Raw genomic sequence first — 25,397 nt, 5'->3', positions numbered from 1 at the left:
CGGCCGGACGCTCAGCCGCCGAACCGCACCCGCATACCGCCGACGAAGGTGCGCGGGGCCCCCACGCGCACGAAGTCGTTCGCGTCGTGCGACATCTCCGCGATCGTGTCGAAGATGTTCTGCACACTCGCGAACGCACTCAGCCGGCTCGTGAGCTGACGCCGAACGCGGAGATCGAGGAGGAACGACGCGTCGATCTCACCCGTGTTGAGGTCGTTGTCGAACCGGGCGCCCAGGTATCGGCCCGTCACGACCACTTCGAGCGTCGTCGGATCGATATGGCCGACCCGCAGCATGGCGCGGTGCGTGGGGCTTCCCTGCACTTCGTTGCCGATCAGATCCGGTCTCCCCGGCGCGTCGGTGACCTCCGTTGGATTGAACTGGTGGTTCACCGCCAGCAGCCAGGCCGGGGCCGGGCGTACCTCGACTTCGGTCTCCAGTCCCAGGCTCCGCAGCGTGCCCACGTTGTCGCGGCGGCGGCATACCCCTCCGGCGGGGACGAACCCGCACGGCTGGATGACCCCGGAGGTCTCGGCCTCCTGAATGGTCACGTCGGTGATCGCGTCGCTCACGCGGGCCCAGAAGCCCGTGAGGCGAATCAACACGGACGGATCGGGCTGCAGATCGAGGCCCAGTTCGGCACCGAGGACCCGCTCCGGGTCCAGCGCCTCGTTGGATTCATTGACGACGTTGCCCGCCGCCCGGAACGGCTTGTACAGCTCGTTGAGGGTGGGGACTCGGAGGCCGCTGTAGAAGCTGCCACGCAACGCGACGGCGTCCGAAGCGTCGTGCAGGAAACCGAGGTTGTGGCTCAGTTGGGTGCCGCTACGATCCTCGAACGTGTCGTCGGTGAGGACGTTTCCGTCCGCGATCCCGAATATGTGCCGGGAGCCCGCGGAGTTCCGCCACACGTCGAGGCGGAGCCCGCCGTACAGCTGCCAGCGGTCGCCGACCCGGATCCGGTCCTGGACGAAGAAACCGTACAGCGTCTGATCGCCCCCGGTTTCCCGCTGTCTCGCGAAGGCGCCGTCATCGAAGAGGAACTGCTCGGTCGCGTCGCCGGTCGCGCTGAGGAGATCGGCCCCCAGCGTCAGGGCGTGCCTGCCGAGTCCGGGCTTCTGCCACACGAGGTTCGCCCCGATCCCCGAAGATGGGACGTCCTGGCTGATCGAGGGTTGCTCGCTGCCGCGCGTTCCGTCGACGCTCGAGAACGAGTTCACGTAGGACTGGGACTGGATGAACGCATTCAGGGTGAGCGCGGACCCGTCGCTCCCCGTGAGCGTGGCCCCGATCTGTCCGAATCCCGCTTCCGTGGTGTTGTTCCGGAGCGGCGTCGCGTTGTCCTTGTCCTGATCGAAGTAGTTCCCCTGGGCGTGGATGCGGAGCCGGTCCCCGGCCTGGAGTTCGACCTTCGCGCGCAGCGCGCCGTGGCTCGACGCGGACGGGATGTCCACCGGACCTCGCAGGCCGGGTTCCGTGAGGATGTAGCCGCCACTGTCGAAGAACTCGCCGGCCACGTATCCGCCGATGCGGTCGTCCCCGAAGGACGCCATCGCATCACCGCGGAAGGTGGACTGGCTCCCTCCCTGCGCGCCGGCGGAGAACCCGGCACCGCCGCCCGAGCGGGTGATTACGTGGACGACGCCCGCCAGGCTCTGGCTCCCCCAGCTGACGGTGGCCCCGCCGCGGACGATCTCGATCCGTTCGATCACCTCCACCGGGACCTGGCTCCAGCGTACCCAGCCGAAGTAGGGGTCGTTCAGGGGTACACCATCGACGAGCACGAGCGTCCGGCTGGCGGCGGTTCCCCCCAGTCCACGCAGCGTCACGGCCTGCCAGGAAGGGTGCGCGACTCCGGCCTGGAACGGGAATCGGAAGTTCAGGCCGGGGACTTCCTGGAGGACGTCCTGCAGCGTCTGGGCCGCCGAGAGACGAAGTTCCTCGCGCGTCACCGTCGTCACGTTGACGGGCACCTCGCCCACTGAAGTCGGCGACCTGAGCGCCGAGACGATCAGCTCGCCCAGCGAGACCACGCTGTCGGCCGGCGCCGGTTCCTGCGCCGCGAGTGGGAGAGCGAGCCAAGGTGTCGACAAGCCGAGCAGGAACAGCGCCGCTCGGGGTGCCTTCCGCCATCCGGACCGCGGGTCTCGTAGCGTCATTTCAGGCTCTCCTCGAGGAGTCTCTTGACCATGGTCGGGTCCGCGCGCCCGTCCGTCGCGCGCATCACCTGGCCGACGAAAAATCCGATCAGTCCCATCTGGCCGGCCGCATAACGCTCCACCTCGGCCGGGTGCGACGCCAGGACCCGATCGACGATGTGGCGAATCCGCCCCACGTCACCGATGCGGCCGAGCCCTTCCCGTTCGACGATCTCGCGCGGGTCGCCTCCGCTCTCGACGAGTCGCGCGAGGAGGGACTTCGCCACGGAGCGGGAGATCTCCTCATTCTGCACCAGCCCGACGAGCGCAGCCAGCGCCTCCGGATCGAGTGCGCCTGCATCGCCGCCGCTGGCGCCGGCTCCCCGGACCTCGTGCACGAGCCAGTTCGCTACGGCGACCGGGTCGGTCCCGTCGCGAAGGGCCCGATCATAATAGCGGACGGATGCCCCGGAACCGCTGATCAGATCGGCGAGGTCGTCGGGCAATCCCAGTTGCTCCCGAAGACGGTGGAAGGCGGCCTGAAGCGCCGGGTCGGCCCCCCGAACGGCGTCACGGGCTTCGCGGCCCGTGTCGACGCCCGGCGTCGCCGGCCCGGACGTGGCGTCGGTCGTCGGGGACGCGTCCGCGCCGCCGGCGTCCGCCACCGCCCGCCTGGCCCACCCATCGCGCAGCGTGACCGTTCGGTTGAACACGAGCGGTGCGCCGGGACGAACCGCGCCGTCCGCGCCCACGACGGTCGCCACGGCCCGCGTCGCGCGGTCCCGGATGAAGTAGCCGAGCCGCTCGAACTGATACGTCGTCGCGCGCGGGTCCGCCGCCAGGCTGGGCTCGGCCCGCGCTTCCGAGAGTACCTGAAGCGAGTCCGGGTTCAGTTGCTCCCGCATCTTGTCCGCGCGAGCGGTTGGGTCCGGGGTCCGGAACAACCGGTCGTACAGGCGAACCTCGATCGGCAACGAGCGGGGCGCCGAAACCCAGTGGATCGTCGCCGCCGGCCGGCGTCCGTCAGGGGCCCTGCCGCTTCTCGTCTCCGGATCGTAGGTGCAGTGCAGCCGGACCACGCGACCGGCCTCGTCCTTGTCCACACTTCGGCAGGTGATGAAGTAGCCGTGCCGCAGGCGGACTTCCCGTCCCGGGGCGAGCCGCCTGAACCCGGGTTCCGGTACCTCGGCGAAGTCGCCGCGATCGATGTAGAGGACTCTCGTGAACGGAACCTCGCGTGTCTCCGGCCAGCCTTCGGGGCGCGCCTCGGCCCCGGACGGGAAATACGGCGCCTTCAGCCACTCGACCCCGACGTCCGGATAGTTGTCGATCACGATCTCGAGCGGACGCAGCACGGCCATCACGCGCGGCGCGCGCGCGTTGAGCGCATCGCGAACCGCCCATTCAAGCGTCGCGATCTCGACCCGGTTCTCGGCCTTTCCGATCCCGATCTGCCTGCAGAAGGCACGAACCGCGTCCGGGGGGATTCCACGCCGGCGGAAACCGGCGAGCGTGGGCATGCGCGGGTCATCCCAGCCCGATACGTGTCCTTCCTCCACGAGGAGTAGGAGCTTCCGCTTGCTGACGACGGTGTAGTCGAGGTTACGGCGCGCGAACTCGTACTGGCGGGGACGCGGATCCCACGAGCCCAGTTCCTCCCCACCGCCGCCCTCGGCCTCCGGGATGCGCTCGAACCCGGCGGCGGCGGGCCGCGTATGCTCGATGAACCAGTCGTACAGGGCGCGATTGTCCTGAAATTCGAGCGTGCAGAAAGAGTGCGTGATCCCCTCGATCGCGTCCGATTGGCCGTGCGCCCAGTCGTAGAAGGGATAGATCGGCCACGCATCGCCCGTCCGGTAGTGGTGCGCGTGCCGGATCCGGTACATGAGCGGATCGCGCAGCTTCATGTTCGGGGCGGCGAGGTCGATCCGGGCCCGGAGGACGTGCTCGCCGTCGGCGAACTCGCCCGCGCGCATGCACCGGAACAGGTCCAGATTCTCCTCCGTCGAACGGTCCCGGTGGGGACTGGGCCGGCTCGGCTCGAGCACCGAACCCCGATGGGCGCGGATCTCCTCCTCCGAGAGGCTGTCCACGTAGGCGAAGCCGTCCTCGATCATCCGGAGCGCCATCCGGTAGAGCGCCTCGAAGTAATCCGAGGCGTAGCGGATCTCGCCCTCCCACTCGAACCCCAGCCAGCGGATGTCGCGCGCGATCGCCTCGACGTAGGCCGGGTCCTCGGTCGTAGGGTTCGTGTCGTCCATGCGAAGCGTCGTCCGGCCGCCGTACTCCGCTGCGACCCCGAAATCGAGGCAGATGGCGGACGCGTGGCCCACATGGAGGAACCCGTTCGGCTCGGGCGGGAAACGCGTGAGGACGCGCCCTCCGTGCCGGCCGCTTTGGACATCGCGGGCAACGATCTGTCGAATGAAGTCCAGCCGCTCTCGTTCCGACATGCGGGGAAACTACGCGACGGCGGCCGAACGGGAACCGGCGCGGTGCCACGGGAAGGGGTCCGCAAAAAAAGGCCGGGCCCTCTCGGACCCGGCCTGGCCTCTGACGCGGTGCCCCGTCGGGGGCGCGCCGTCAGGAACGCGTGTCCCGATCGATCGCGAATGTTCCATCGATGGCCGCGACCGGAGTCTCCGGACACTCCCCGACCGCGGGTGGCGCCGCCGCCCCGGTCGTCGACGTGCCATGCAGAGACCCGCCGTGCGTGCCCAGCGTCAGCCCCACCGCGACCACCAACCAGGCCAGAGAACTGCCCGACGCCCATTTCGCCAGTCTGTCCATGAGATTCATCCCTCCTCGGTACGGCGGTTGCGATCCTGTTCCTGTTCATACGGCGAAAGGCGGAGAAAGTTTCTGCCCGTCTCGTGACCCTTCGACCCGGCGAGCGGCCAAAGGGTTGGCAGCCGCTTGCCCGCCGCCAGCGATGCGCACCGGTGCGTCAGCCTGATTTCGTCAGGCGCGCGAGATACGCGGCTTCCTCCGCCTCGAAGGCGACCTCGCACCGCCAGCCGGCCGCGGCGGCATGGCGGGCGAGGGTCTCCAGATCGATGTACAGCTCGCGAAAGGGTCGGCCGACGCGGCCGGCGTGCGACAGTTCGATCCACGCCTGGCCGGCGTATCCTCCCGCCGGCGGCCATGGCCCCGAACGCCGAGCTTCGCCGGGTATCGCCTCCGCGCCGTCGATCAGGAGCTGTCCGCCGGGAGCCGGAAACCGCCGGGCGTGCCGGAGGAAGCGGTCGAGACCCGCCAGGGTCCCCACCGGACCGAGACCGTTCATGAGCATGAGCACGGTGTCGAATCCCGCCTGCCACCAGTAGCGGAAATCGGCGCACACGACGGACGCGGCGCCGCGCGCCTTCAGCAGGCGGGCGAGCGTCGGGGACCCCTCGAGGGCGACGACCGACCGTTTCTTCGCCTGAAGCGCGACGGTGTGCGGCCCCGCGCCGGCCCCGAGGTCGAGCACGCGCCCCCGGCACAGGTCGAGCGCGTAACGCTCGAAGTCGAGCATCCGGTTCTCGCTCCGGAAGAAGAACTCGACCGGAAACGCCTCGTCTTCGCCCAAGCTGCTGCGGAGCCGGAGTTCCCCGGCGGTGTCCCCGGCGGCATGGGCGAGCAGCGCGCTCACGTAGGGGGCCAGCGCCGGTACCCGATCGCGATACGCATCGGGTTTCCGCGATGGCACGGCCGAGGGTGTCAACGGTCGGGCGCCAGCAGCCCCGCGGCGGTGCGTTCGTCCAGGCCCCGGACCCAGACCGACTTCACACGCCCCCGGTGGCCGGAGCGGAGTTCGACCGCCGAGCGAGGGAGGCGGAGTCTCCGGGCGAGAAACCGCACCAGGGCCCGGTTCGCGGCGCCATCCACGGGCGGGGCGGCGACGCGGACCCGCAGCGCGTCGCCGTGCGCAGCCGCGACTTCCGTGCGACCCGCGCGGGGTTGCACGCGGATCTTCAGGAGGCCTCCGTCAGGGGCCTGGGAGTACCAGTTCAGCGCCAACGCATGGTCTCGAACACCGTGCGGCAGGCGTTGCAGTAGTACTGGGCGGTCGAAGCCTGACCGCCGAAGGTGGCGAAGGGGCTGGAATCATCCGAGCCGCAGAACGGGCACGGGATCGATGAAGGGAGGGCGGAACTCTCCACCGGGTCGTCGAGCTCCGGCCGTTTCCGCGGAGCTGCGCGTCGCGCCTCGCCGTCCACGGTTCAGTCCATCAGGAGCGCGCGATTGCGGTCGCCCCGGACGCGCGCGAGGGAATCCTCGTCCGGACCGCCATCCACGGCGCGCCGGCGCTCCGGGCAGCGGCCTTCCCAGGCCGGATCGCGAGTGCTGATCCACGTCTCGCCCGCCGCACGCGTCAGCCCGACCTTCGAGGCGAGCGGCCCCACCCGCTTGAGCCAGCGCCGCCGCGCCCCGGCCGGGCCCGAGCCCACGATCCCGTGCTCGGCGAGCGTCGAGCCGAGTGGATCGCGGTCCGGCCCGAACCAGCAGAGGCAGGCGTTCCAGGCCGCTTCGAAGGCCTCGGCCAGCGCCTTGCGCCCGCCCTCGGCCGCGAGGAGGCGCAACGTCCACCCCTGCCCGTGGTCGAAGTGGAAGCGCTCTTCCTCGAGCAGCTTGCGCACCTTGTAGTGGATCGGTTCGAAGCGGCTCTCCGCGAGCATCTCGAACTGTACCGAGAGCGCCGTATCCCAGAGGAAGTTGAGGGCGAGGAACTCGGGCCACGACGAGACATCGCGGTCCAGCAACTCCGAATTGCGGTACGCCCCGGAGGGCCGCTCGTGCTCGAGCGCGGACGGATCGTGACCGAAATCACGCAGCATGGCGTAGAGGATGCGTGCGTGCCCCCACTCGTCCTGTGCCATCGCGGAGCAGGCGATGCCCGCTTCGACCGATGGGGCTCCGAGAATCCAGTCGGAATAGCGGATGCCGAGCAGCCGCTTGTTGTCCGCGAGGCTGAGCAGGAGGTCGCCGAGGCGAACGGCCACCTCGTCCGGCAGGTCGGCCGCCGACTTGAAGCCGACCCGGGCCGACTCGGTCACGTCGTCGCCTCCCCGAGCGTGAACGGCGCCTGTGGGCGATTGACCGCGGAGAAGGCGTCGCGCGGGGCGACCGTCATCTCGAACCACTTCGCCTCGTCGTAGGTCTGCCAGGCGTACACGCGGGCCAACTGCTCGTTGGGCGCGGCCACCGCGCCGATGTGCTCGAACCGGTCCGCCCGCTTCTTGCGCGCGAACACCTCGTAGATGCGGCCGTCGCCGCTCACGTCGCGACCCCGAACGATTTCAGGTACGCCCGCCCCCGATCGGAGATCGCGGCCGCCGTCCAGGGCGGGTCCCACACGGTCACGAGTTCGACCTCGCGGACCCCCTCCTCCTTCAGAAGGCGTTCCCGCACGTCCCACGCGATGAAGTCCATGCACGGACAGGCCGTTGCCGTGAACGTGAGACATACGGTGACCGAACCCGCCGTCTCGTCCCCGGTGACCTGCCGGACGAGTCCCAGGTCCACGATCGAGATCGGCAACTCGGGATCCGCCACCTCATACAGCGCCCTCCGCGCGCGCTCCGCGAGGTCCGCCGCGGGTTCGGCGAAGACCGGAGGAGGCGGCAGATCGCGCCCTCCGCGCGTTTCCCGCAGGACGGCGGCGAAGTTCATCCCCTCTTCATACCGGGGCAGCCCCGGCCGTCGCGCGACGGCCTCGGTCATGCCGCGAGCATCCTCTCGACCGCGAAGCGACTCCGACGCAGCGACTCCACGTATTGTTCGTTCATCGGTCCGCGCGCCTTCCAGCGCTCGAACACCTGCTTCCAGGTGATCGTCTCGTCGAAGCGCCAGCGCCGCGCATCGGGGTCGTACTGGCAGGGCAGCTCGTAGGTAAGTTCCACCTCATCCGTGTCCGGGTCGTAGCGCGCGGGCACGTCGTACCCTAACTCCTCGCACAGCGGCACGACCGCCATCAGCCACGTCTGTCGCAGCTGGTCGTTCGTCATCCCCTTGAGACGGAAGTCGAGTTGTGCGTTGTGGTGCTTCCTGTCGTCGGGCATGCCGAACCACTCGACGCCCATCGGGAACATCCAGTCGAGGGTCCGCTGGACAGCCTCCCTGGCCGCGCCCCCGGCCTCCGCGAAGCGCCGGATCCAGACTTCGCCGTGGCGGAGATGGAAGTTCTCCTCCATCCCCACCTTCACGAGTCCCCGCTTGAGCGGGCCGTAGCTGGTGTTCCGGTGCACGTCGCCGAGGAGCGTGATCCCGGCCCGGTCGTAGAGGGCGTTCGCCGACACGAGTTCCGCCCAGTCCATGAGCGGCTGGTCGAAGCCGTAGGGGTGCTTGAACTGGGCGGGTTCCCGCTCATAGAGCAGCCAGTGGCGGTCGACGCCGAGATCCTCGAGCAGGCGGTAGGCGATATTCGCGTGCCCGAGCTCATCCTGAATGATCGCCGTGGCCGACACCATCATATTCGTCGAGGGCGCGTCGCGGGCCGCCATGAAATAGGCCGGGGCACTGATGAGTTCCGTATCCCCCTGCACCGTGAGCTGGGTGATGAGCGCCCGCTTGTAGGTCTCCGTCATGTCCTCTTCGGACTCGACGATGAACCCTTCCTGGACCTTCCGCTGCAGTTCTTCGTCCGTGAAGCGTCCCATGCGCTATTCGTCTTCCGTTTCCTCCGAATCAGACGATTCGGGTGTGATCGGGACCAGCCGCCCCCCGGCGCGGAACCGGATCGCGCCGTCGATGAGCGCCAGTACGAGCCGGTCGCCCGAGAGCTGGAACGCCCGCACGGAACCCAAAGCCTCGCGGAGACGCTGCTCGACCTCCGCTCCCCGCCCGCGGCAGCTCCTCCGCGTGGTCGCGAGCCCGTAGAAGCGGAGCGCCTCGGACGCCGTCGCGCGGAACCGCCCGAACACCTGATTACAGCCCGCGAAACCCGACACCTGCCCCGAAACGTCCGCCTCATCGAAGGCCTCGGCCAGGAATCGGAGCGTCACGGGCTCCACGCCGCGGAGGTCCGCGGTCCACTCCCCCAAGTCGAACGACTCGAGTTCCCATTCGTGCGTGTGCAGCGCGGGTACTCCCGCCGCCGCGCCGTCTCCCGCTCCGTCCGCCGCCGCGGTCCCCCGGGTCCCCTCCTCGACGACATCGGTGAGCCGGATGGGGATGACCCCGCGGTTCGTGAGCACGAAGTGCTGCACGATGTCGACGGACGGAGGCACCGTGATCGGGTCGCCGAGCCGCCGGATCCGGACGTCCAGCCGGATCAACCCCCCTTCGATCGCCATGCGCCGGACTTCGATCCGATCCCCTATCAGGCGGGCCGACACGTCCACGGGCTCCCCGCCATCGCGGAGAAGGGCGTGCAGCGTCAGGAATCGTTCCCGCCCCCGTGCCGCGACCAGAACGGCGGCCGCGTCCGTCCCGGAGTTGAAATCGAGATCTCCCTCCGCCGTCATCAGGAGTTCGTGCCGAACGTTGCCCTCACCGACCCCCGACCCTCCGCTGAGGGTGACGCTGCCCCCATCCAGCGTGAGGAAGACGCCCTCTTCCAGAAGTTCACGGCTCGTCGGCGTCGGCTCGGGTCCGCGCTCGCAGGCGCCGACGCCGACCGCGGCGGCCATCAGCCCCGCGAATACGGTTTCCCGTCTCACTCCGCCTCCATGAACGGATACCGATAGTCGGTGGGCGGGTCGAAGGTCTCCTTGATCGTTCGCGGAGAGACCCAGCGCACCAGATTGAGGACCGAGCCCGCCTTGTCGTTCGTGCCGCTCGCCCGCCCGCCGCCGAAGGGCTGCTGGCCGACGACCGCGCCCGAGGGCTTGTCGTTGATGTAGTAGTTGCCGGCTGCGTTGCGCAGCGCGGCGCCCGCGTTTCGCACCGCCGCGCGGTCGCGCGCGAAGACCGCGCCGGTGAGGGCGTAGGGCGACGTGCCATCGACGAGTTCGAGCGTCTCTCTCCAGTTCGAAGCCCGATAGGGGTGGAGTGTGACGACAGGACCGAAGATCTCCTCGCACATCAGTTTGTGTGCGGGGTCGTCGGCCTCGACCAGCGTGGGTTCGATGAAATACCCGCGGCTGTCGTCACACCCGCCCCCGGCGAGGACCCGCGTGTCCGGCGACGCCTTCGCGTGGTCGATGTACGACCTGATGTTGTCGAACGCGGGCCGATCGATGACGGCCCCGACAAAGTTGCGGAAGTCCGCGGGGTCGCCCATCCGCAACTCCTCGGTCATCGCGACGGCGCGGTCGCGCACCTCTTCCCACATCGTGTCGGGGATGTAGACGCGGGATGCCGACGAGCATTTCTGTCCCTGGTACTCGAAGCCGCCGCGCACGATGGCCACCGCGACCGCTCGCGGGTCCGCGCTCTCGTGGGCGAGGATGAAGTCCTTGCCGCCGGTCTCGCCCACCAACCGCGGGTAGGCGCGATAGTTCTCGACGTTCCGGGCGACCGACTTCCACAGGTGCTGGAAGGTGCCGGTCGATCCCGTGAAGTGGATGCCGCCCAATTCGCGGCTCGAGAGCAGGACATCGCTGATCTCCGAGGCGACCCCCGGGATGAAGTTGATCACGCCCGGGGGCAGACCGGCCGCCTCGAGGAGTTCCATGACGTAGTAGGAGGCAAGCACGCCGGTGGTGGACGGCTTCCACACGGCGACGTTTCCCATGAGCACGGGGGACGTGGTCAGATTGGCCCCGATCGCCGTGAAGTTGAAGGGGCTGATCGCGTAGATGAACCCTTCCAGGGGGCGGTGATCCATGCGGTTCCACACCCCTGGGCCGGAGACGGGCTGTTCCGCGTACACGCGCGCGGCGAAGAACGCATTGAAGCGCCAGAAGTCGACGACCTCGCAGGCCGCGTCGATTTCGGCCTGGTACGCCGTCTTGCTCTGCCCGAGCATCGTCGCCGCGTTGAGCTTCATCCTCCACGGGCCGGCCAGCAGTTCCGCGGCGCGGAGCAGGATCGCGGCCCGATCCTCCCAGGCCCAGTTCGACCACTCCGCCCACGCTTCGCGCGACGCGGCGATGGCGGCCTCGGCCTCGGCCACACCGGCCACATGGCAGCGGGCCAGCGCGTGGCCGTGGTCGTGGGGCATGGTGACATCGAAGGTGCGTGAAGTCCGGACCTCGCGGCCTCCGATGATGAGCGGAATCTCGACTATCTCGCCGCTCTGGCGCCGAAGTTCGGCCTTGAGCGCAGCCCGTTCGGGGCTGCCCGGGGCGTAGTCGTGGATCGGTTCGTTCGCGGGAGAAGGAATCGTGAATCGGCCCTGGCTCCCGGTCGCCGGTCGTTCGTCGCCGCCGGCGGCCGAGCCGGCGGCGGCCGCTTCCAATACCTCGGCGGTAAATAGGGTCATCGAGGATCCCCCTGGTGATTGCGTTCGCGAAGGGAAGGCCAATCTGGCGCGCCGGGAGTGAGAGTGAAAGGTGTTCGTGACCCCGTCGACGCGGCTCTCGAGGCGGACTTTCGGGCCGCCGGGAGCGTACCCGCCCGTTGATCGCGGACCACACCGACGAGTAATCTACCCCGATATGTGGCGTGGTGTCCCGGCAATGGTCGTCCGCGGCGGCGGCCCGGATCGAGCAAGGTATCTCAATACCAAGATGGAGCTGGTGAAGCACCTGATCGGCCCCCGCGCGGTGTGGCTCGCGTTGTCCCTCCTGCTCTGTCCCGCCTCGGGACTGGCGCAGGAGGGGGCGGCGTTGCTGCGGGCGATGGAAGCCCGCGTCGATGCGGGTCGCGAGAACGCGGTTCACCTGCTGGCGCCACAGACCTTCCGGGCGGCCGTGGAACGCTTCGACGATGCGGTACGCCGCTGGGAGGACGGTCGCGAGGACGCCCGCTTCCGGGAGTTGCTGACCGAAGCGGAGCAGAGGCTGGAAGACGCGGAGGGGATCGCGGCCGCCGGCCGCTCGCAGTTCGAGGAGCCGCTCGCGGCGCGGTCGGAGGCGCGGTCGGCGGAGGCCGGGACCCGGGCCCGCCAGGCTTGGGAGAGCGCGGAAGGCGAACTGCTGGAAGCGGGGCGTCGATTCGAGCGCGACGATTTGGACGAGGCGCGCGTGCGAGCGGCGAGGGCCGCGGATCTCTATCGCCGGGCGGCGCGCGCGGGGTGGCGCGACCGGTTTCTCGGCGCCGCCATCCAGGCCCGCGCCGCCGCCATGACGGCGGGGGCGAGCGAGTTGGCGCCGGCCACCTTTGCCGAAGGCGAGGCGCTGCTGGCGAGCGGCGAGGCGGACATCGAGATGAACCGGCTCGAGGACGGCCCCGGCCAGGCGGGAGAGGCGGCTCTCGTGGCCTTCACCCGAGCTCACCGGATCGCCGCCCTCTCCGACAGTGTGCGGCGGCGGGAGGTACTGCTCGAGCGTCTCGTCGACGAGCACGAAGACGACTTTGCGCGCTTGGCCGAAGCCGCCGGCGTGACGCCTCAGCGCAACGATACCGGCGAAACGACGAGTCGGCTCACCGGGGAGATCGAGCGGATTCGGGCCGACAACGCCCGGCTGGAGGAGGAGCTCGGGAACGAACGCGCCCGGACTTCCGATCTCGAGTCACGGCTGGCGTCCGCCGAGGGTCGCCTGATCGAGTTCGAGCAGCGGTTCATCGGAGCACGGGATGAACTGCTGGCGGTCCGCGAGCGCGAGGCCCGGCTTCGCGAGGTGCAGGGGCTCTTCACCGCGTCCGAGGGCGAGGTACTCCTGACCGGGGACCGGATCGTCCTCCGTCTGCATGGGCTCACCTTCGAGTCCAGCGAAGCGGAGATCTCCGAGAGCCTCCATCCCCTGCTCGCCAAGGTGCAGCGCGTGATTACGACGTTCCCGGGGGCGGCGGTCCGCATCGAGGGACACACGGACGCCCAGGGCGGGGCGCGCGGGAATCAGGCGTTGAGCCAGCGGCGGGCGATCGCGGTCCGCGAGCACATCCTGTCCCGCGTACCCATACCCTCGTCACGAGTGGAGGCGGTCGGATTGGGTGAGGATCGCCCCATCGCGAGCAACGAGATCGAGGAAGGGCGGGCGAGGAACCGGCGGATCGAGGTTGTCGTGACGCCGCCGGGCGGCTGAAGGGGCCCGCGGGGCCTCAGTCTCCCGGAGGTCTTGAACCGACGAAGTCCTCGCCACCGTCCACGCGGATCGTGTTCCCCGTCATCCACGCCGTCTCGGCGTCCGCGAGCGCCACCATGCAGCGCGCGACGTCCCCGGTCGTGCCCAGCCGGCCGTGCGGGTTCTGGGCCGCCGCTTCCGCGATCATGTGCTCGGCTCCCGGGATCTTTCGGAGCGCGGGCGTGTCGGTGACGCCGGCCCGGATGGCGTTGACCGTGATCCCCCGGGGCGCAAGTTCGAGCGCGAGTTGCCGGCAGTGCGATTCCAGCGCGGCCTTGGCGGCCGAGACCGCACCGTAGGAGGGGATGACCCGATCGCCCCCGGAGGAGGTCATGGCGAAGATCCGGCCGCCCTCGCGCATGAGCCCGCGGTGGAGCAGACCCTGCGTCCAGTAGACCAGAGTGTGGGCCATGACATCCAGCGTCATGTTCATCTGCTCCGGGCTCATCGCCGTGTCGCCATCGCCGACGAAGGGCCGAAGGGTGCCGAACGCCAGCGAGTGCATGAGTACGCGAATCGATCCGGCTCCCGCGGTGTCGGCGATTTCGTCCAGCACCCGGTCGCGCTTCTTCGCCGCGGCCGCATTCGCATTGAAGAACATCGACCGGCGACCGCTCGCCGCGATGCACGCTTCGATCTCCGCGACGCGAACGAGACCGGCCCGCCGGTCCAGATGCACGCCGTAGATGTCGTAGCCCGCCCCGGCGAAGGCGATCGCCGCCGCCTCGCCGAAGCCGCTCGAAGCACCCAGAATCAACGCCCCCGGTGCCGAATCCGTCACGCCGCTCTCTCCCGTTCCGTGAAGTGCACCCTCATCATGCCACGCCCTGCCGCGTCCCTGGCGGTGGCAGCGCTCAGCATAGCCGCCCGCTCTCCGGGTCGCACGGTCCGACGGCCCGGAGGAGGCCCCCGGTCCGCCGGGCCGCCCCTCGGTTCGTCGCGTTCCGCGGCGATCGGCGACGGATCCCCACCGTCGGCGGCACCTCGGCTGCGATTCTATTTTTTTGAAAAAATGCTTCCGGGCGCGAGAAGTTCGGGACGCCCCTTACAGATGCTCTATCGCCCGTTGCCGCAGCGTGAACGCAGAGAACGATGCAACGATCATGCAACGCGCATGAAGCAGAATCCACATCTGATCCGGAGTTTTGGACGATCATTCAACACTCACCTAAATATTTATGGCATACTGTGTTACATGTCATGGACGGTGTCGCTTGTTTCCCGGCGCCGCGGAAAGGACCGCTTGCCGGAGGCAAAGGCGGTTCCCTATCCTCAAACGGCGACAGGGGAGGCATCGGCAGGATCTTCACGGACCGCCGAGGGTCCGTATCGATCCGAGGAAAGAACTTGAGTTTTGATGAGTGTATCCCACGATATGATGGCACCATCCGACCGTAGTTTCGTCAACGTCGTAGTGGATCTCCCGAAGGAAGTCGCGGCGGACGTTGAAGATGTGCGCCGGCGGGATCCCGAGTTCCTGGGCCGGGCGATCCAGTATGTGCTCGCCCGGCGCATCATCTTCGAGGAGTTGACGGCCGGCGCCTCCGAGCGCCGCTAGGCGATCCTGTTCACACCTCCCCGGGAGACCCGGGCCCGCACCCCGCGGGGTCGTCGTTCTCCCTCCGCCCGCCCCGGAGCGCAGGTGCGTGACGTTGACGCCCGCCCGCCCCGGGGCTAGATCGCGCTGGGAACACGGGTGGAGTGAGGGTGGCCAGCGATCTCGAGCCGAGGATAGCAGTGTCCTCCGAGACGGAGCACCGAGGGGCCGGTCGGGGTGCCGACAGCAGGTCGGAATCCGATGAGGGTGTGCTGCGGGCCAAATACGCGGATTACTGCTCGGCGCAACTCACCGAGGTCTTTCTCTCCCTGGCTGACGAGCGCATCTACGAAATCGTCGAAGAAGAAGCCCGCGAGCAGGAAATCGGACCCGGCGAGCTCGGCTTCAAGGCCATGGTTCGGCTGGCCACCAAGCGCCTGAGGGAGAGCGTTCCGCTCCCGGACTTCGAGACGTGGCGCAGCGATTACGAGACCGCCCCCGAGCAGTACGAGAAATACCTCATGGGCCTGTGGCGACAGCGTTCCGAGGAGGACGCCCGCGAAGCCGATTGAATCGGAGGGCGGATGGCTGGACATCGGGCGGGCGGGAACGACGGGACCGGGGACGGGCGCCCCCAGTTGCGGATGTGGGACGACGCGGGGCAGGAGACCGTGGTCGGTGTCCTCGACGATGCGGGCGATCGCTGGAAGGTTCTGGTCATCGTCGAACCGATCGCCGCCGACCTCGCCCGGGGGAGACTTTCGTTTCGGCTCGGCGACGAGCGGTACGACACGGCTCCGGTTCTTCTGGAAGAGACGGTGGCCTCGGTGGTCCGGCGGGCGGGCGAACTTCCCGACATCATGCTGAAACAGCTGCTCACCGCTGTCTGCGGCTGACGGTTCCGGCCCCGACCGGGTCTCGGCGCGCCACCTCCACGACGAGCGTGCGCAACATGACCCAGCCCGCGCGGATCGAGGCGGGAAGGCTTCCGGACACCTTGGACCGGCCCATCGTCCGTCGCTCGAACCGGACCGGCGCGCCGCGCACGCGAGTTCGGGCGCGGAGGGCGCGTACCTGCATTTGCACATACCAGCCGTAGTTCGTGTCGTCGAGTTTCAGCGACTCCAGCGTACTCCAGCGGATGGCGCGAAAGGGTCCCATGTCGCGGATGTCGGCACCGTAGAGTCGGCGCATCGCGGCGAGCACGAGCCGGTTTCCCAGCCGCGCGTGCCAGCGAACCCCTCCCCCGGCGTCAGCCTCGCGCTCGCCGATCACAAGGTCCGCCTCGCCTTCTTCGATGGGGCGCAGCAGGACGTCGAACTGCCCGGCGGCCGCGAAATCGTCCGCGTCGAGGAATACGAGAGCGTCCGGAGGGGCCGGGCGGAGCGACTCGATACCGGCGAGACAGGCCCGGCCGTACCCCGCGCGTGGCTCGTACACGACCCGCGACCCCGCCGCCCGGGCGATGTCGGCCGTAGCATCGCGCGAACCGTTGTCCACCAGAACGACCTGACGGACGCGCTCCGCCCCCAGCGCCTCGAACAGGTGCGGGAGCGCGTCCGCCTCGTCACGGGCGGGGATCAGGATCGCGGTCCGCACGGCTTCGGATGACAGGTACGCGGCTGCTCTGGGTGCTGGTGGCCGTGGAGGCGGCCGCCCTGTGGACGATGGCCTGGGGCGGTTCGGGCACCCCCGGCCCCGCGCTCGCGCTGTGGGGGGTGGCGTTCGCCGCCTATCTGCTTGCGGCGCGGTACGGCACGACGCAATTGGGGACGGCGACGGACCGGCGACGGATCTGGATCGCCGGAATCGCGCTCCGGGCCGGGATGTTCCCGGCCGCCCCGGTCCTTTCGGAGGACATCTATCGGTTCATGTGGGATGGGTGGGTGCAGCGAAACGGCGTGAATCCCTATCTCCTCCCCCCCTCCGCCCCGGCGCTCGAAGAACTGCGTACGGACTGGTGGCCTCTCATGAATCACCCCGACATCCCCACCATCTATCCCCCAGGCGCCCAGCTCGTGTTCGCGCTTCTGGCCTGGATCGGCCCGGCCTGGTGGATCTTCAAGCTGGCGTGGCTCGCGGCCGATCTCGCGGTCGCGTGGCTCGTCCACCGACTCTCGCTGGGCCGCGGCCCGCTGCCGCTCCTCCTCTATCTGTGGTCGCCGCTGGTGATCGTGGAAGTCGCGTGGAGCGGGCACCTCGACCCGCTCGGGCTGGCGCCGATGCTCGGGGCCGTGGCGCTGGCCGGCGCCGCCGGGCCCGCGTGGCGCGCGGGTGCGCTGCTGGGGATCGGGGGATCGATGAAGTTCGCGCCGCTCGTGGCCCTGCCCGCCCTCGGCCGTCTCCGCGGTCGGCGGACCCGGGCGGCCGCGCTCGCCGCGGCGGTTGCACTCGCGGTGCCGGCCGTGCTTTACCTCCCGTACGCCGGAGCGGGCGCCTCGCTCTTCAGCGGTCTCCGCACGTACGCCGACATCTGGGAGTTCAACGCCGGCCTCTACCGCGGCCTGGAGCTCCTTCCGGGCCACCCTGATCTTCCCAGGTGGATCGGGGCGGCCGTCGTCGGGGGCCTCGCCATCCACGCGGCGCTCCGCCGCTGGGCGCTCGATCGTGCCCTCTTCTGGACGATCGGGTCCGCGCTCCTGCTGTCGCCGACGCTCCACCCGTGGTATGTGCTCTGGGCGCTCCCGTTCGCCTGCCTGTCGCTGAACCGGGGCTGGCTCCTCCTCAGCGGCACGGTCTTCCTCGCCTACGCGGGGCGCGACGCCTACCTGTCCACAGGCGTGTGGCCGGAACCGGCGTGGCTGGCCTGGCTCATCCACGGGCCGCCCCTGGCCCTGCTAGCCCGGGACGGCTGGAGAGGGCGGCGTCCTGAGGCACTCGCGCGACGTGAGCGCGTACCCCGCCGCGAACAGGGCGGTGAACGGGATCGCGGCGGGGGAGCCGAGTAGCGCCGTGTTCACGATCGCGCCCGCCAGAGCGACCGCCAGCCCGAAGCGAATCAGGGCGGTCCCCCCCGCAAGCCGGGCCCGATACCCCACCGTGGGCGAGAAACCCCGCTTCGGCGTGCGGGCGAACGGGGTCCGCCGGCCGCCGACGCCCCGCAGCACCGCGAAGGTGAGCGGAACGCCCAGCCCCAGCCCCAGGAGCAGCGCCTCGACGATCCTCCGCGCTATCCCCCGGCGTTTCCGGATCGCGCCCGCCGCCCCGTAGAAGAGCACGAACGGAACGGTGGCGAGAAAGAGGGCGAACGCGTGCACGATCGAGGGCAGACCGAACCCCGTCCCCGCCAGCCAGCCAGCGCCCGCCAGCGCCACCGCCATCGTGAGCGTAAGGGGGTGGACGATGTGTCCCGCGAGATGAGCCGTGGCCTCGAGCTTGTGCGCCGCGGGCAAACGCGCGCGCCAGATGCGCGGCAGCAGCTTCCGCGCGCTCTGGATGCCGCCCTGCGTCCAGCGGCTCTGCTGAATCTCGACCGCTCGCAGGCTCGACGGCAGTTCCGCCGGGACCCGCACGTCATCGCGATAAACGAAGCGCCACCCCGCCAGCTGGGCGCGGTAGCTGAGGTCGACATCCTCGGTCAGCGTATCGCTCTGCCAGCCTCCCGCCGCTTCGATGCAGCCCCTGCGCCACATCCCGGCGGAGCCGTTGAAGTTGAAGAAGAGACCCGCCCGGTAGCGCGCCTCGTGCTCGATGGCGAAGTGCGCGTCCAGGAAGAGCGCCTGGGCGCGCGTGAGCCAGCTTGCGTCCGGCGACAGGTGGTCCCACGCTGCCTGCACCGCCCCCACGGAAGGGTCTTCGAAGGGCGGCAGGAGGTCCCGGATCAGACCGGGGGGCGGGACGAAATCGGCGTCCAGCACGACGAGGAATTCGCCGCGGGCGACCGATGTGCCGTGCGCCAGCGCCCCGGCCTTGAAACCCTCGCGCGACCGGCGGCGGATGTGCCGGATGTCGATGCCCCGGGCTCGCCAGGCGCGGGCCCGCCGCCCCGCGAGGACAACGGTCTCGTCGTCTGAATCGTCGAGGACCTGTATCTCGAGGCGGTCGGTCGGATAATCGAGCCGGCAGGCCGCGTCGATGAGCCGCTCGATCACGTTCGCTTCGTTGTACACCGGAAGCTGGACCGTGACGGTCGGAAGCGACCCGCGCCACGCGCGATGCTCGACCCGGGCCGGCCGACGCGCCCGCAGCCACAGAAGTCGCAGGCGGTGCGCCCCGAACGGGGCCAGGAAGGCGAGCAGCGCCAGATACGCAACTTGTCCGATCTCGCTCATCGCCCTTCCATGGCCAGCTTCTTCAGCGTGCGCTTCCCGCGCGCGTGTCCTCGAAAAATCATTCTACCCCGCGGCCGCCGCCAGTTTCCCGCGGTCCCCGCCGGGAACAGGCTCAGGGGACGCGCCGCCCACCGACCTCGTCCGCGCGGAAGTCGAGCCGGTCGAGAGCCACGATCCCGTCGCTCATCACGAACAGTACGTCCTGGTACCGTCCGATGTCTTCGAGAGGATTCCGGTCGAGCACGAGGAGGTCCGCCTCGAAACCCGGGGCGACGCGACCCGTCCGGTCCCCGACGCCGAGCAACTCGGCCGCGACCGTGGTCGCGGCCCGGATCGCATCGAGTTCGCTCATCCCGATCCCGACGAGTTCGATGAGTTCGTGGCTCAGGCGGAGCACGCTTTCCGCTCCGTACCCCGTATCCGTAGCGGCGACGACCGGCACCCCCAGCGCATGGGCGGCGGCCGCGGTCTCCCGTACCCGGGGCAGCATATGGCGACCCCGCACCTGGAGGATCGGGTCGTCGTAGTCGCCCCCGGGAAGCGTGAGATCCGAGACGACGGCGATCGTCGGCACGAGAAAGGTCCCGCGTTCGCGCATCAGGCGCAGCGTCTCCTCCCGCAGGTAGGTGCCGTGCTCGATGCTGCGGGCGCCCGCCGCGACGGCCGCGCGAGCCCCCCGGTCGCCGTGCGCATGCGCCGCCACCGGCACGCCGCCCCCGGACGCCGCCGCTACGAGTGCCGAAAGTTCCGCTTCCGTGAAGAACGGCTTGCGCGGGTCGGTCTCCGGCAGCCCCGCGCGCTCCGTCGCGTTGACCTTGATGAAGTCCACGCCCCGATCGAGCATCGCGCCCGCCACGCGTCCCAGCGCCTCGGGCCCGCGGACATCGCGGCCATGCAGGTCGCTCAACGCCGGTTCGTCGAGGAAGAGCCCCTCCGCCGGACGCGGCCGTACATGGTAACCGGCCGCGAGGATCTCGGGACCCGCGAAGACGCCGCGCCGAAACAGCTCGCGAAGACCCACATCCGCGAAGAATCCGCTCCCCATGCTGCGGGCCGTGGTGACCCCCGACATGAGCGCCCGGCGGGCAGCCGCCAAGTCCCCGATGTGCACGTGCGCGTCGATGAGGCCGGGCACGAGGTAGCGCCCCGCCAGATCCATGACGCGAGCTCCGGCCGGCGTCTCGCCCCCGGGCTCGACCGAAACGATGCGCCCGTCGCGAACGACGACGGTCGCATTCGTGACGACGCCGGACGCGACGGGATCGAGCACCGACGCGCCTGTGAAGGCGAGTTCTCCCTGGCCCGCCAGCAACGCCGGACACGCCAGCAACGCCGGACACGCCAGCAACGCCGGACACGCCAGCGCCGCCGGGCCCGTCAGACACGCGAGCAGAGCGATGGCCCTTGGAGCGATCGCGTCGGGACGGGACGGGGCGACCCCTCGAAGAAAGTGCATCATCGGAGCCTCCGGGTGGTGGTCGTCAGATCCCCAACATGACCCGTTCCGGCGCCGCAGGGTAGAAGTCCGGGCGTGGGGCGACGGCGGGGTCGTGTTTTCCCGGCGCCGCGTCTACGTTTAATCTCCCGGGGCGCGTCTCGTGCCGGCGGCGCCCGGCACCCCTCTCGAGACCACTGGAACCGCGGAGTTGCGCACACCCCACATGCACCACGCGAGACAGTCGGTCGGGGGCGCGGCTCTCGACAGCCCAACGCGCTTCGGGTTTCCCCTGCGCGTCGCCGCCATCGACGTGGGATCGAACGCATTCCGGTTCATCGCGGCTGAATTTCACGCCCCGGACCGGTACGTCGAGTTGTCCGGCGAGCGCGTCCCCGTCCGGCTGGGACACTCCGCCTTCCTCACCGGCGAACTCTCCGCCGCGGCGATCGATAAGACGGTCGAGGGTTTCTGTCGCTTCCGGCGGGAGATCGATCGTCTGGGCATCGACCACGTCCGGGCCGTCGCCACGAGCGCGGTTCGCGAGAGCCGCAACGGCACCGATCTCGTGCGCCGCGTCGAGGATGAAGCCGGCATCACGATCCGCCTCATCTCCGGGACGGAGGAAGCGCGTCTCGTCTGGACCGCCGCGAGGTCGCGAATCGACTTCGGCGACGCGAAGTGGATGCTCGTCGACCTCGGCGGGGGCAGCGTCGAAGTCTCCCTCGCGGACCGGTCGGGGATCATGTGGAGCGAGTCGCACCGGATGGGATCGGTCCGACTCCTGAATGAACTGACCGGGGCCGACGACGCGCCCGCGCACTTCGCGAACCTCCTCGCGGAGTACGCGGCCTCTCTCCGCATCCCGCACGCGAGCAAGCACTGGACCCCGGTCGAACTGATCGCCACCGGCGGAAACATCGAAGCACTCGCCCGCTTGGCCGGCCGGAGCCGGAGCGACGGCGTGCCGGAGATCACGCGTGCCCAACTCGGTGTGGCGATCGAGGAGTTCTCGCGTCTCTCCTACAGCCAGCGCATAGGTCGCCTGGGCCTGCGCGAAGACCGCGCCGACGTCATCCTTCCCGCCGCCATCGTGTACGATCGCGTCGCCGAGCTGGCGGGTGCCGATCGGATTCTCGTTCCCGGGGTCGGGGTGAAGGAAGGGGCGCTCCTCGACCTCGTCGACGAGCTGACGAGCGGCGCCGGCCTGGGGCGGCTGGAGCGGATCGTACACGAGGGCGCACTGACGCTGGGGCGGCGATACCTGTTCGACGAAGACCACGGGCGTCACGTGGCCTCCCTCGCCGTCTCTCTCTTCGACCAGCTCGCCGACCTGCATCGCCTCGATCCGCCCGACCGGTGGATCCTGCTCGCCGGTGGCGCTGCTCCACGACATAGGACAGCACATCTCCTACGCGAGGCACCACAAGCATTCGCTCTACCTCATCCTGCACAGCGAGATCCCCGGCATCGCGCCGGATGAACTGCCGCTCGTCGCCCTCGTGGCGCGCTATCACCGTCGCGCCGAGCCGCGCGAGGGTCACTACCTGTACCGGGACATGACGGCGGCGGACCGGGCGCGCGTCGAGAAGCTCGCCGCCCTCCTCCGCATCGCCGACTCCCTCGATCGCGAGCACCTGCAACGCGTCCACAGCGTCGAAGCCAGGCTTCACGAAGACCGTCTGGAACTGCGCCTGGCGCGGAACGGAAGCGTGCTCCTGGAGCAGTGGGCCCTCCGCACCAAAGGGAAGCTGTTCGCCCGCATCTTCGGCCTCGAACCCTACGTCACCTTCGACCTCGAGCGCAGTCCCTAGCCGCCGCCGCTTCGCTCCGGGCAGCAATTCCGGGCGATGAGCCGCCGCAGACCGTATAATTCAGGCCCCATTCACTGAACCTCGGCGGAGAGCGACATGGCATCGGAGTCGGACGAGGCGACGCGGCGCCCGCGCGCGCTCCGCGTGGGACGGGGCTCCGACGACGGCGGCGAGCGGTCTCCCTCGTCCTCGGCGTCCGTCGAGGCCCGGCCCGAAATCCCGTCGATCGGGCCGCGGTTCGGCCATCGCGTCCGGGGGGAACCGGTGCTCCCGCGCGCGACCGACCAGGTCTCGGTCCCCGCCGACGCCACGCCGCGACATCCCTCGCTCTACTTCAACCCCGAGTTGAGCTGGCTCGACTTCAACTGGCGGGTGCTCTATCAGGCCATGGACGAACGGACGCCGCTCCTGGAGCGCCTCCGGTTCCTCGCCATCACCGAGAACAATCTCGACGAATTCGTCATGAAGCGGGTCGGCGGACTCAAGCGTGTGCTCGGCGCCGGTGTCGTCAAGCCGTCGCTCGACGGCCTGGACCCCGCCGAGCAACTGGATCTCGTGCGCGCGGGCGTCCGCACGATGCGCGTACGCCTGGCGGCGGCGTGGGAAGAGGACCTCCGACCGCGGCTCGCCGAGGAACTCGGGATCGTCGTGCGGGATTTCGACCACCTGAACGACGCGGAGCGCGAGCATGTACGGCGCGTCTTCATGGATCGGATCTACCCCATCCTGACGCCGCTGGCGGTCGATCCGGGTCACCCGTTTCCCTTCCTGTCGAACATGAGCCTCTCGCTCGCCCTCATGCTCGAGCACCCGGAACGTCGAACGCGTCACTTCGCCCGGGTGAAGATCCCGCCGTCCGTGCGCTGGATCGAGCTGCCCGAGAGCAACCATCTCGTTCCCGTCGACGAGGTCATCCGCAGTTTCGCGGGAGATCTCTTCCGGGGAATGAAGATCGAGAGCGCGTCGCTCTTCCGCGTGACACGCAACGCGGATGTGGCGCGCGACGAGGAGGTGGCGGACGACCTGCTGAAGATGATCTCGGAAGAACTGCGCGAGAGGAGGTTCGCCCGCGTCGTCCGTCTCGAGGTCGAGCCGGAGATGCCCGACGACGTCCGGGCCTTCCTCCTGCGCCAGCTCGAACTGGACGAAGAAGACCTGTACGAGATTCCGGGCCTGCTCGAGATGTCGGGTTTCTGGCGGATCGCAGCCGAGGGTCCGTGGCAGCACCGCTACGAGCCGTGGGAGCCGATGATTCCGCCACGCCTGATCCGCGAGGGCGAGACCGAGGACGGCCTCGACATCTTCACCGTCATTCGTGCGGGCGATCTCATGGTTCACCACCCGTACGAGTCGTTCACGGCCACGGTGCAGCGGTTCATCGAGGAGGCCGCCTCGGATCCGGACGTGGTGGCGATCAAGCAGACGCTGTACCGGACGGGGGAGCAGTCGCGGATCATCGCGGCGCTCGTGAAGGCGGCCGAAGCCGGCAAGGCGGTGGCCGTGCTCGTGGAGGTGACGGCCCGCTTCGACGAGGCCGACAACATGGAGTGGGCCTCCGTCCTCGAGGAGGCCGGCGTCAACGTCACGTACGGCCTCGTGGGGCTCAAGACCCACGCCAAGGTGGTGCTCGTCGTGCGCGAGGAAGGGGACGAGATCCGGACGTACTGCCACATCGGCACCGGCAACTACAACTCCGAGACCGCCCAGATCTACGCGGACATCGGCATCCTCACCGCCCAGCCCGAAATCGGGCGCGACGCGGTCAGCCTCTTCCACTACCTCACGGGGTACGCCCCGCAGCAGCGGTACGAGGAACTCATCGTCGCGCCGAACTATCTCCGACCGGCCATCATGGATTGGATCGAGCGGGAGATTGCCCATGTCGAGGCCGGCCGGCAGGGCCGCATGATCATGAAGATGAACGGGCTCGACGATCCGAAGCTGATCCGCGCCCTCTACGCCGCCTCGCGCGCCGGCGTGGAGATCGATCTCATCGTCCGCGGCCAGTGCCGGCTGCGCCCCGGAATCCCCGGCTTCAGCGAGAACATCCGCGTGCGGAGCATCGTCGGCCGCTTCCTGGAGCACGACCGCATCTTCTGGTGGGAGAACGGCGGAACGCCGGAGGTGTGGATCGGGAGCGCCGACTGGCGCCGCCGGAATCTCGACGACCGCGTGGAAGTGTTGCTGCCCGTGCGTGACAGGCGGATCACGAAACGCCTGCGCAAGACGCTGCAGGTCGCGCTCCGCGACAACCAGCGGGCCTGGGAACTGCTGCCGACCGGAGAGTACGTGCTGCTCGAACCCGGGCCGGGGCAGCGGCGCGTCGACTACCACGACCGGATGTTGCGGGCGGTCCGGAAGCGCCGCCGCAAGGTGGACGGCAACCAGTAGCCGGCGCCCGAAGCATCCGGGGCTGGTGATGGGCGGCTAGCCCGCCCCGCCTTCCTGATGCCGGATCGTGATGCCCTGGACCATGTAGACCACGTCCTCGCCGATGTTCGTCGCGAGGTCCCCGATTCGCTCCAGGTTCCGACCGATGAGGATGACCTGCAGGCATGCCGAGAGATTGTAGTCCGGCATGTGCGTGATCATCACCCGGAACAGGGAGTCCTGGAGCTGGTCCAGCCGATCGTCGCGCGCGATCACGGAGCGGGCGTCGTCCGCGTTGCGGTGCGCGAACGCGTCGAGCGCGTCCCGCAGCATCTCCCGCGCCATGCGGCTCATGTCGTCGAGTTCGGGCGGAATCGGGACCTTCTTCTCGGCCGTGGTGAGCCGCGCCGCCGCCTCCGCGATGTTCACGGCGTGGTCGCCGATCCGCTCGAGGTCGTTGTTGATCTTGAGTACCGTGACGAGGACGCGGAGGTCGCGCGCGACCGGGTGATGCAGCGCGAGGATCTCGACCGTCGACTCCTCGACTTCCACCTCGGCCCGGTCGATGGCGTCGTCGGCTTCCCGGATCGGCGATAGGTCAACGGTGGGTTGTCCAACCATCGCGACCGCCCGCCGCACCAGCTGCTCGGTCTCGTGCGCCATCTCGTGCAGACGGCGCGTGACCTCATCCAGCCGGTCGTCGAACTGCTTGAAGGACATTCCGCTCCCGCCCCGTCCC

At 69.3% G+C, this 25,397-nt stretch carries 25 protein-coding genes; 8 read left to right on the top strand and 17 right to left on the bottom strand.

What is annotated here, in order from left to right; all coding sequences use genetic code 11:
- Positions 1 to 11: 11 nt before the first annotated feature.
- The 12 genes from ACPXY0_RS14530 to pruA all read right to left on the bottom strand — a co-directional run bounded on the left by ACPXY0_RS14530 (position 12) and on the right by pruA (position 11,487).
- Complete coding sequence (locus ACPXY0_RS14530) at positions 12 to 2,159, bottom strand: TonB-dependent receptor plug domain-containing protein (protein ID WP_423925739.1); 2,148 nt, start codon at positions 2,157 to 2,159, stop codon at positions 12 to 14.
- A complete protein-coding gene (locus ACPXY0_RS14525; RefSeq protein WP_423925737.1) occupies positions 2,156 to 4,591 on the bottom strand; it encodes a glutamine--tRNA ligase/YqeY domain fusion protein in 2,436 nt (811 codons plus the stop codon). The genes ACPXY0_RS14530 and ACPXY0_RS14525 overlap by 4 nt, the downstream gene beginning before the upstream one ends.
- Before the next feature lie 130 nt (positions 4,592 to 4,721).
- The gene (locus ACPXY0_RS14520; protein WP_423925735.1) at positions 4,722 to 4,928 is read right to left on the bottom strand and encodes a hypothetical protein; all 207 of its coding nucleotides are present in this window, start codon (positions 4,926 to 4,928) and stop codon (positions 4,722 to 4,724) included.
- A gap of 157 nt (positions 4,929 to 5,085) precedes the next feature.
- The gene (locus tag ACPXY0_RS14515; protein ID WP_423925733.1) at positions 5,086 to 5,829 is read right to left on the bottom strand and encodes a class I SAM-dependent methyltransferase; all 744 of its coding nucleotides are present in this window, start codon (positions 5,827 to 5,829) and stop codon (positions 5,086 to 5,088) included.
- 11 nt (positions 5,830 to 5,840) lie between these two features.
- Positions 5,841 to 6,134 (bottom strand): DUF167 domain-containing protein, encoded by a 294-nt coding sequence (locus tag ACPXY0_RS14510; RefSeq protein WP_423930699.1) that lies wholly within the window; start codon positions 6,132 to 6,134, stop codon positions 5,841 to 5,843.
- Positions 6,131 to 6,283, bottom strand: a complete 153-nt coding sequence (locus tag ACPXY0_RS14505) for a hypothetical protein (RefSeq protein WP_419935954.1) — start codon at positions 6,281 to 6,283, stop codon at positions 6,131 to 6,133. Before ACPXY0_RS14505 ends, ACPXY0_RS14510 begins: the two co-directional genes overlap by 4 nt.
- A gap of 60 nt (positions 6,284 to 6,343) precedes the next feature.
- Complete coding sequence (locus ACPXY0_RS14500) at positions 6,344 to 7,177, bottom strand: 1,2-phenylacetyl-CoA epoxidase subunit PaaC (RefSeq protein WP_423925730.1); 834 nt, start codon at positions 7,175 to 7,177, stop codon at positions 6,344 to 6,346.
- Entirely contained in the window at positions 7,174 to 7,401 is a 228-nt protein-coding gene (locus tag ACPXY0_RS14495) for a hypothetical protein (protein WP_423925728.1), read from the bottom strand. Before ACPXY0_RS14495 ends, ACPXY0_RS14500 begins: the two co-directional genes overlap by 4 nt.
- A complete protein-coding gene (locus ACPXY0_RS14490) occupies positions 7,398 to 7,844 on the bottom strand; it encodes a metal-sulfur cluster assembly factor (protein ID WP_423925726.1) in 447 nt (148 codons plus the stop codon). The genes ACPXY0_RS14495 and ACPXY0_RS14490 overlap by 4 nt, the downstream gene beginning before the upstream one ends.
- Positions 7,841 to 8,779, bottom strand: a complete 939-nt coding sequence (locus ACPXY0_RS14485) for a Phenylacetic acid catabolic protein (protein ID WP_419935958.1) — start codon at positions 8,777 to 8,779, stop codon at positions 7,841 to 7,843. Before ACPXY0_RS14485 ends, ACPXY0_RS14490 begins: the two co-directional genes overlap by 4 nt.
- Before the next feature lie 3 nt (positions 8,780 to 8,782).
- Positions 8,783 to 9,781 carry an META domain-containing protein gene (locus tag ACPXY0_RS14480; protein WP_423925724.1) on the bottom strand — a complete coding sequence of 333 codons (999 nt, stop codon included), beginning with the start codon at positions 9,779 to 9,781 and terminating at the stop codon, positions 8,783 to 8,785.
- Positions 9,778 to 11,487 (bottom strand): L-glutamate gamma-semialdehyde dehydrogenase, encoded by a 1,710-nt coding sequence (gene pruA / locus ACPXY0_RS14475; protein ID WP_423925722.1) that lies wholly within the window; start codon positions 11,485 to 11,487, stop codon positions 9,778 to 9,780. Before pruA ends, ACPXY0_RS14480 begins: the two co-directional genes overlap by 4 nt.
- A 256-nt stretch (positions 11,488 to 11,743) precedes the next feature.
- On the opposite strand from pruA, the gene ACPXY0_RS14470 reads away from it, so the two are divergent.
- Positions 11,744 to 13,192: an OmpA family protein gene (locus tag ACPXY0_RS14470; protein ID WP_423925720.1), complete on the top strand. Its 1,449-nt coding sequence runs from the start codon at positions 11,744 to 11,746 to the stop codon at positions 13,190 to 13,192.
- 16 nt (positions 13,193 to 13,208) lie between these two features.
- Here the strand turns inward: ACPXY0_RS14470 and ACPXY0_RS14465 are convergent, their stop codons facing one another.
- Complete coding sequence (locus ACPXY0_RS14465; RefSeq protein ID WP_423925718.1) at positions 13,209 to 14,012, bottom strand: SDR family oxidoreductase; 804 nt, start codon at positions 14,010 to 14,012, stop codon at positions 13,209 to 13,211.
- Positions 14,013 to 14,609: 597 nt separating this feature from the next.
- On the opposite strand from ACPXY0_RS14465, the gene ACPXY0_RS14460 reads away from it, so the two are divergent.
- The 3 genes from ACPXY0_RS14460 (at position 14,610) to ACPXY0_RS14450 (ending at position 15,664) form a co-directional block, all read left to right on the top strand.
- Positions 14,610 to 14,789: a hypothetical protein gene (locus tag ACPXY0_RS14460; RefSeq protein ID WP_423925716.1), complete on the top strand. Its 180-nt coding sequence runs from the start codon at positions 14,610 to 14,612 to the stop codon at positions 14,787 to 14,789.
- 179 nt (positions 14,790 to 14,968) lie between these two features.
- Positions 14,969 to 15,340 carry a hypothetical protein gene (locus tag ACPXY0_RS14455; RefSeq protein WP_423925714.1) on the top strand — a complete coding sequence of 124 codons (372 nt, stop codon included), beginning with the start codon at positions 14,969 to 14,971 and terminating at the stop codon, positions 15,338 to 15,340.
- A gap of 12 nt (positions 15,341 to 15,352) precedes the next feature.
- Positions 15,353 to 15,664 (top strand): hypothetical protein, encoded by a 312-nt coding sequence (locus ACPXY0_RS14450; protein WP_423925712.1) that lies wholly within the window; start codon positions 15,353 to 15,355, stop codon positions 15,662 to 15,664.
- Here ACPXY0_RS14450 and ACPXY0_RS14445 read toward each other — a convergent pair.
- Positions 15,645 to 16,367: a glycosyltransferase family 2 protein gene (locus tag ACPXY0_RS14445; RefSeq protein WP_423925710.1), complete on the bottom strand. Its 723-nt coding sequence runs from the start codon at positions 16,365 to 16,367 to the stop codon at positions 15,645 to 15,647. The genes ACPXY0_RS14450 and ACPXY0_RS14445 overlap by 20 nt on opposite strands.
- A gap of 8 nt (positions 16,368 to 16,375) precedes the next feature.
- Here ACPXY0_RS14445 and ACPXY0_RS14440 point away from each other — a divergent pair, with 8 nt between their 5' ends.
- On the top strand, positions 16,376 to 17,716 hold the full coding sequence (locus ACPXY0_RS14440; RefSeq protein WP_423925708.1) for a glycosyltransferase 87 family protein: 1,341 nt from the start codon (positions 16,376 to 16,378) through the stop codon (positions 17,714 to 17,716).
- Here ACPXY0_RS14440 and ACPXY0_RS14435 read toward each other — a convergent pair.
- Both ACPXY0_RS14435 and ACPXY0_RS14430 read right to left on the bottom strand, forming a co-directional pair.
- Positions 17,606 to 19,039, bottom strand: a complete 1,434-nt coding sequence (locus ACPXY0_RS14435; protein WP_423925706.1) for a glycosyltransferase — start codon at positions 19,037 to 19,039, stop codon at positions 17,606 to 17,608. The two genes, ACPXY0_RS14440 and ACPXY0_RS14435, sit on opposite strands and share 111 nt — an antisense overlap.
- A 112-nt stretch (positions 19,040 to 19,151) precedes the next feature.
- The gene (locus ACPXY0_RS14430; RefSeq protein ID WP_423925704.1) at positions 19,152 to 20,495 is read right to left on the bottom strand and encodes an amidohydrolase family protein; all 1,344 of its coding nucleotides are present in this window, start codon (positions 20,493 to 20,495) and stop codon (positions 19,152 to 19,154) included.
- Positions 20,496 to 20,700: 205 nt separating this feature from the next.
- Here ACPXY0_RS14430 and ACPXY0_RS14425 point away from each other — a divergent pair, with 205 nt between their 5' ends.
- The 3 genes from ACPXY0_RS14425 (at position 20,701) to ppk1 (ending at position 24,679) form a co-directional block, all read left to right on the top strand.
- Positions 20,701 to 21,957, top strand: coding sequence for a hypothetical protein (locus ACPXY0_RS14425; protein WP_423925702.1), 1,257 nt, complete (start codon positions 20,701 to 20,703; stop codon positions 21,955 to 21,957).
- Positions 21,851 to 22,288 (top strand): hypothetical protein, encoded by a 438-nt coding sequence (locus ACPXY0_RS14420; RefSeq protein ID WP_423925700.1) that lies wholly within the window; start codon positions 21,851 to 21,853, stop codon positions 22,286 to 22,288. Before ACPXY0_RS14425 ends, ACPXY0_RS14420 begins: the two co-directional genes overlap by 107 nt.
- A gap of 96 nt (positions 22,289 to 22,384) precedes the next feature.
- Complete coding sequence (ppk1, locus tag ACPXY0_RS14415) at positions 22,385 to 24,679, top strand: polyphosphate kinase 1 (protein WP_423925698.1); 2,295 nt, start codon at positions 22,385 to 22,387, stop codon at positions 24,677 to 24,679.
- Positions 24,680 to 24,715: 36 nt separating this feature from the next.
- Here ppk1 and phoU read toward each other — a convergent pair whose 3' ends face one another.
- Positions 24,716 to 25,378, bottom strand: a complete 663-nt coding sequence (gene phoU, locus ACPXY0_RS14410; protein ID WP_419935972.1) for a phosphate signaling complex protein PhoU — start codon at positions 25,376 to 25,378, stop codon at positions 24,716 to 24,718.
- Positions 25,379 to 25,397 lie beyond the last annotated feature (19 nt).

This window comes from Candidatus Palauibacter sp. (assembly GCF_965237495.1).
GTDB lineage: Bacteria > Gemmatimonadota > Gemmatimonadetes > Palauibacterales > Palauibacteraceae > Palauibacter.
This window is presented reverse-complemented; position numbering and strand designations above follow the sequence as displayed.

Bases quoted from the DNA above. Each gene is read 5' to 3' on its own strand.
- ACPXY0_RS14460 (WP_423925716.1), top strand. From the start codon at position 14,610: ATGGCACCATCCGACCGTAGTTTCGTCAACGTCGTAGTGGATCTCCCG.
- phoU (WP_419935972.1), bottom strand. From the start codon at position 25,378: ATGTCCTTCAAGCAGTTCGACGACCGGCTGGATGAGGTCACGCGCCGT.
- ACPXY0_RS14520 (WP_423925735.1), bottom strand. From the start codon at position 4,928: ATGGACAGACTGGCGAAATGGGCGTCGGGCAGTTCTCTGGCCTGGTTG.
- ACPXY0_RS14485 (WP_419935958.1), bottom strand. From the start codon at position 8,779: ATGGGACGCTTCACGGACGAAGAACTGCAGCGGAAGGTCCAGGAAGGG.
- ACPXY0_RS14425 (WP_423925702.1), top strand. From the start codon at position 20,701: ATGCACCACGCGAGACAGTCGGTCGGGGGCGCGGCTCTCGACAGCCCA.
- ACPXY0_RS14530 (WP_423925739.1), bottom strand. From the start codon at position 2,159: ATGACGCTACGAGACCCGCGGTCCGGATGGCGGAAGGCACCCCGAGCG.
- ACPXY0_RS14525 (WP_423925737.1), bottom strand. From the start codon at position 4,591: ATGTCGGAACGAGAGCGGCTGGACTTCATTCGACAGATCGTTGCCCGC.
- ACPXY0_RS14490 (WP_423925726.1), bottom strand. From the start codon at position 7,844: ATGACCGAGGCCGTCGCGCGACGGCCGGGGCTGCCCCGGTATGAAGAG.
- ACPXY0_RS14430 (WP_423925704.1), bottom strand. From the start codon at position 20,495: ATGCACTTTCTTCGAGGGGTCGCCCCGTCCCGTCCCGACGCGATCGCT.
- pruA (WP_423925722.1), bottom strand. From the start codon at position 11,487: ATGACCCTATTTACCGCCGAGGTATTGGAAGCGGCCGCCGCCGGCTCG.
- ACPXY0_RS14450 (WP_423925712.1), top strand. From the start codon at position 15,353: ATGGCTGGACATCGGGCGGGCGGGAACGACGGGACCGGGGACGGGCGC.
- ACPXY0_RS14440 (WP_423925708.1), top strand. From the start codon at position 16,376: ATGACAGGTACGCGGCTGCTCTGGGTGCTGGTGGCCGTGGAGGCGGCC.
- ppk1 (WP_423925698.1), top strand. From the start codon at position 22,385: ATGGCATCGGAGTCGGACGAGGCGACGCGGCGCCCGCGCGCGCTCCGC.
- ACPXY0_RS14435 (WP_423925706.1), bottom strand. From the start codon at position 19,039: ATGAGCGAGATCGGACAAGTTGCGTATCTGGCGCTGCTCGCCTTCCTG.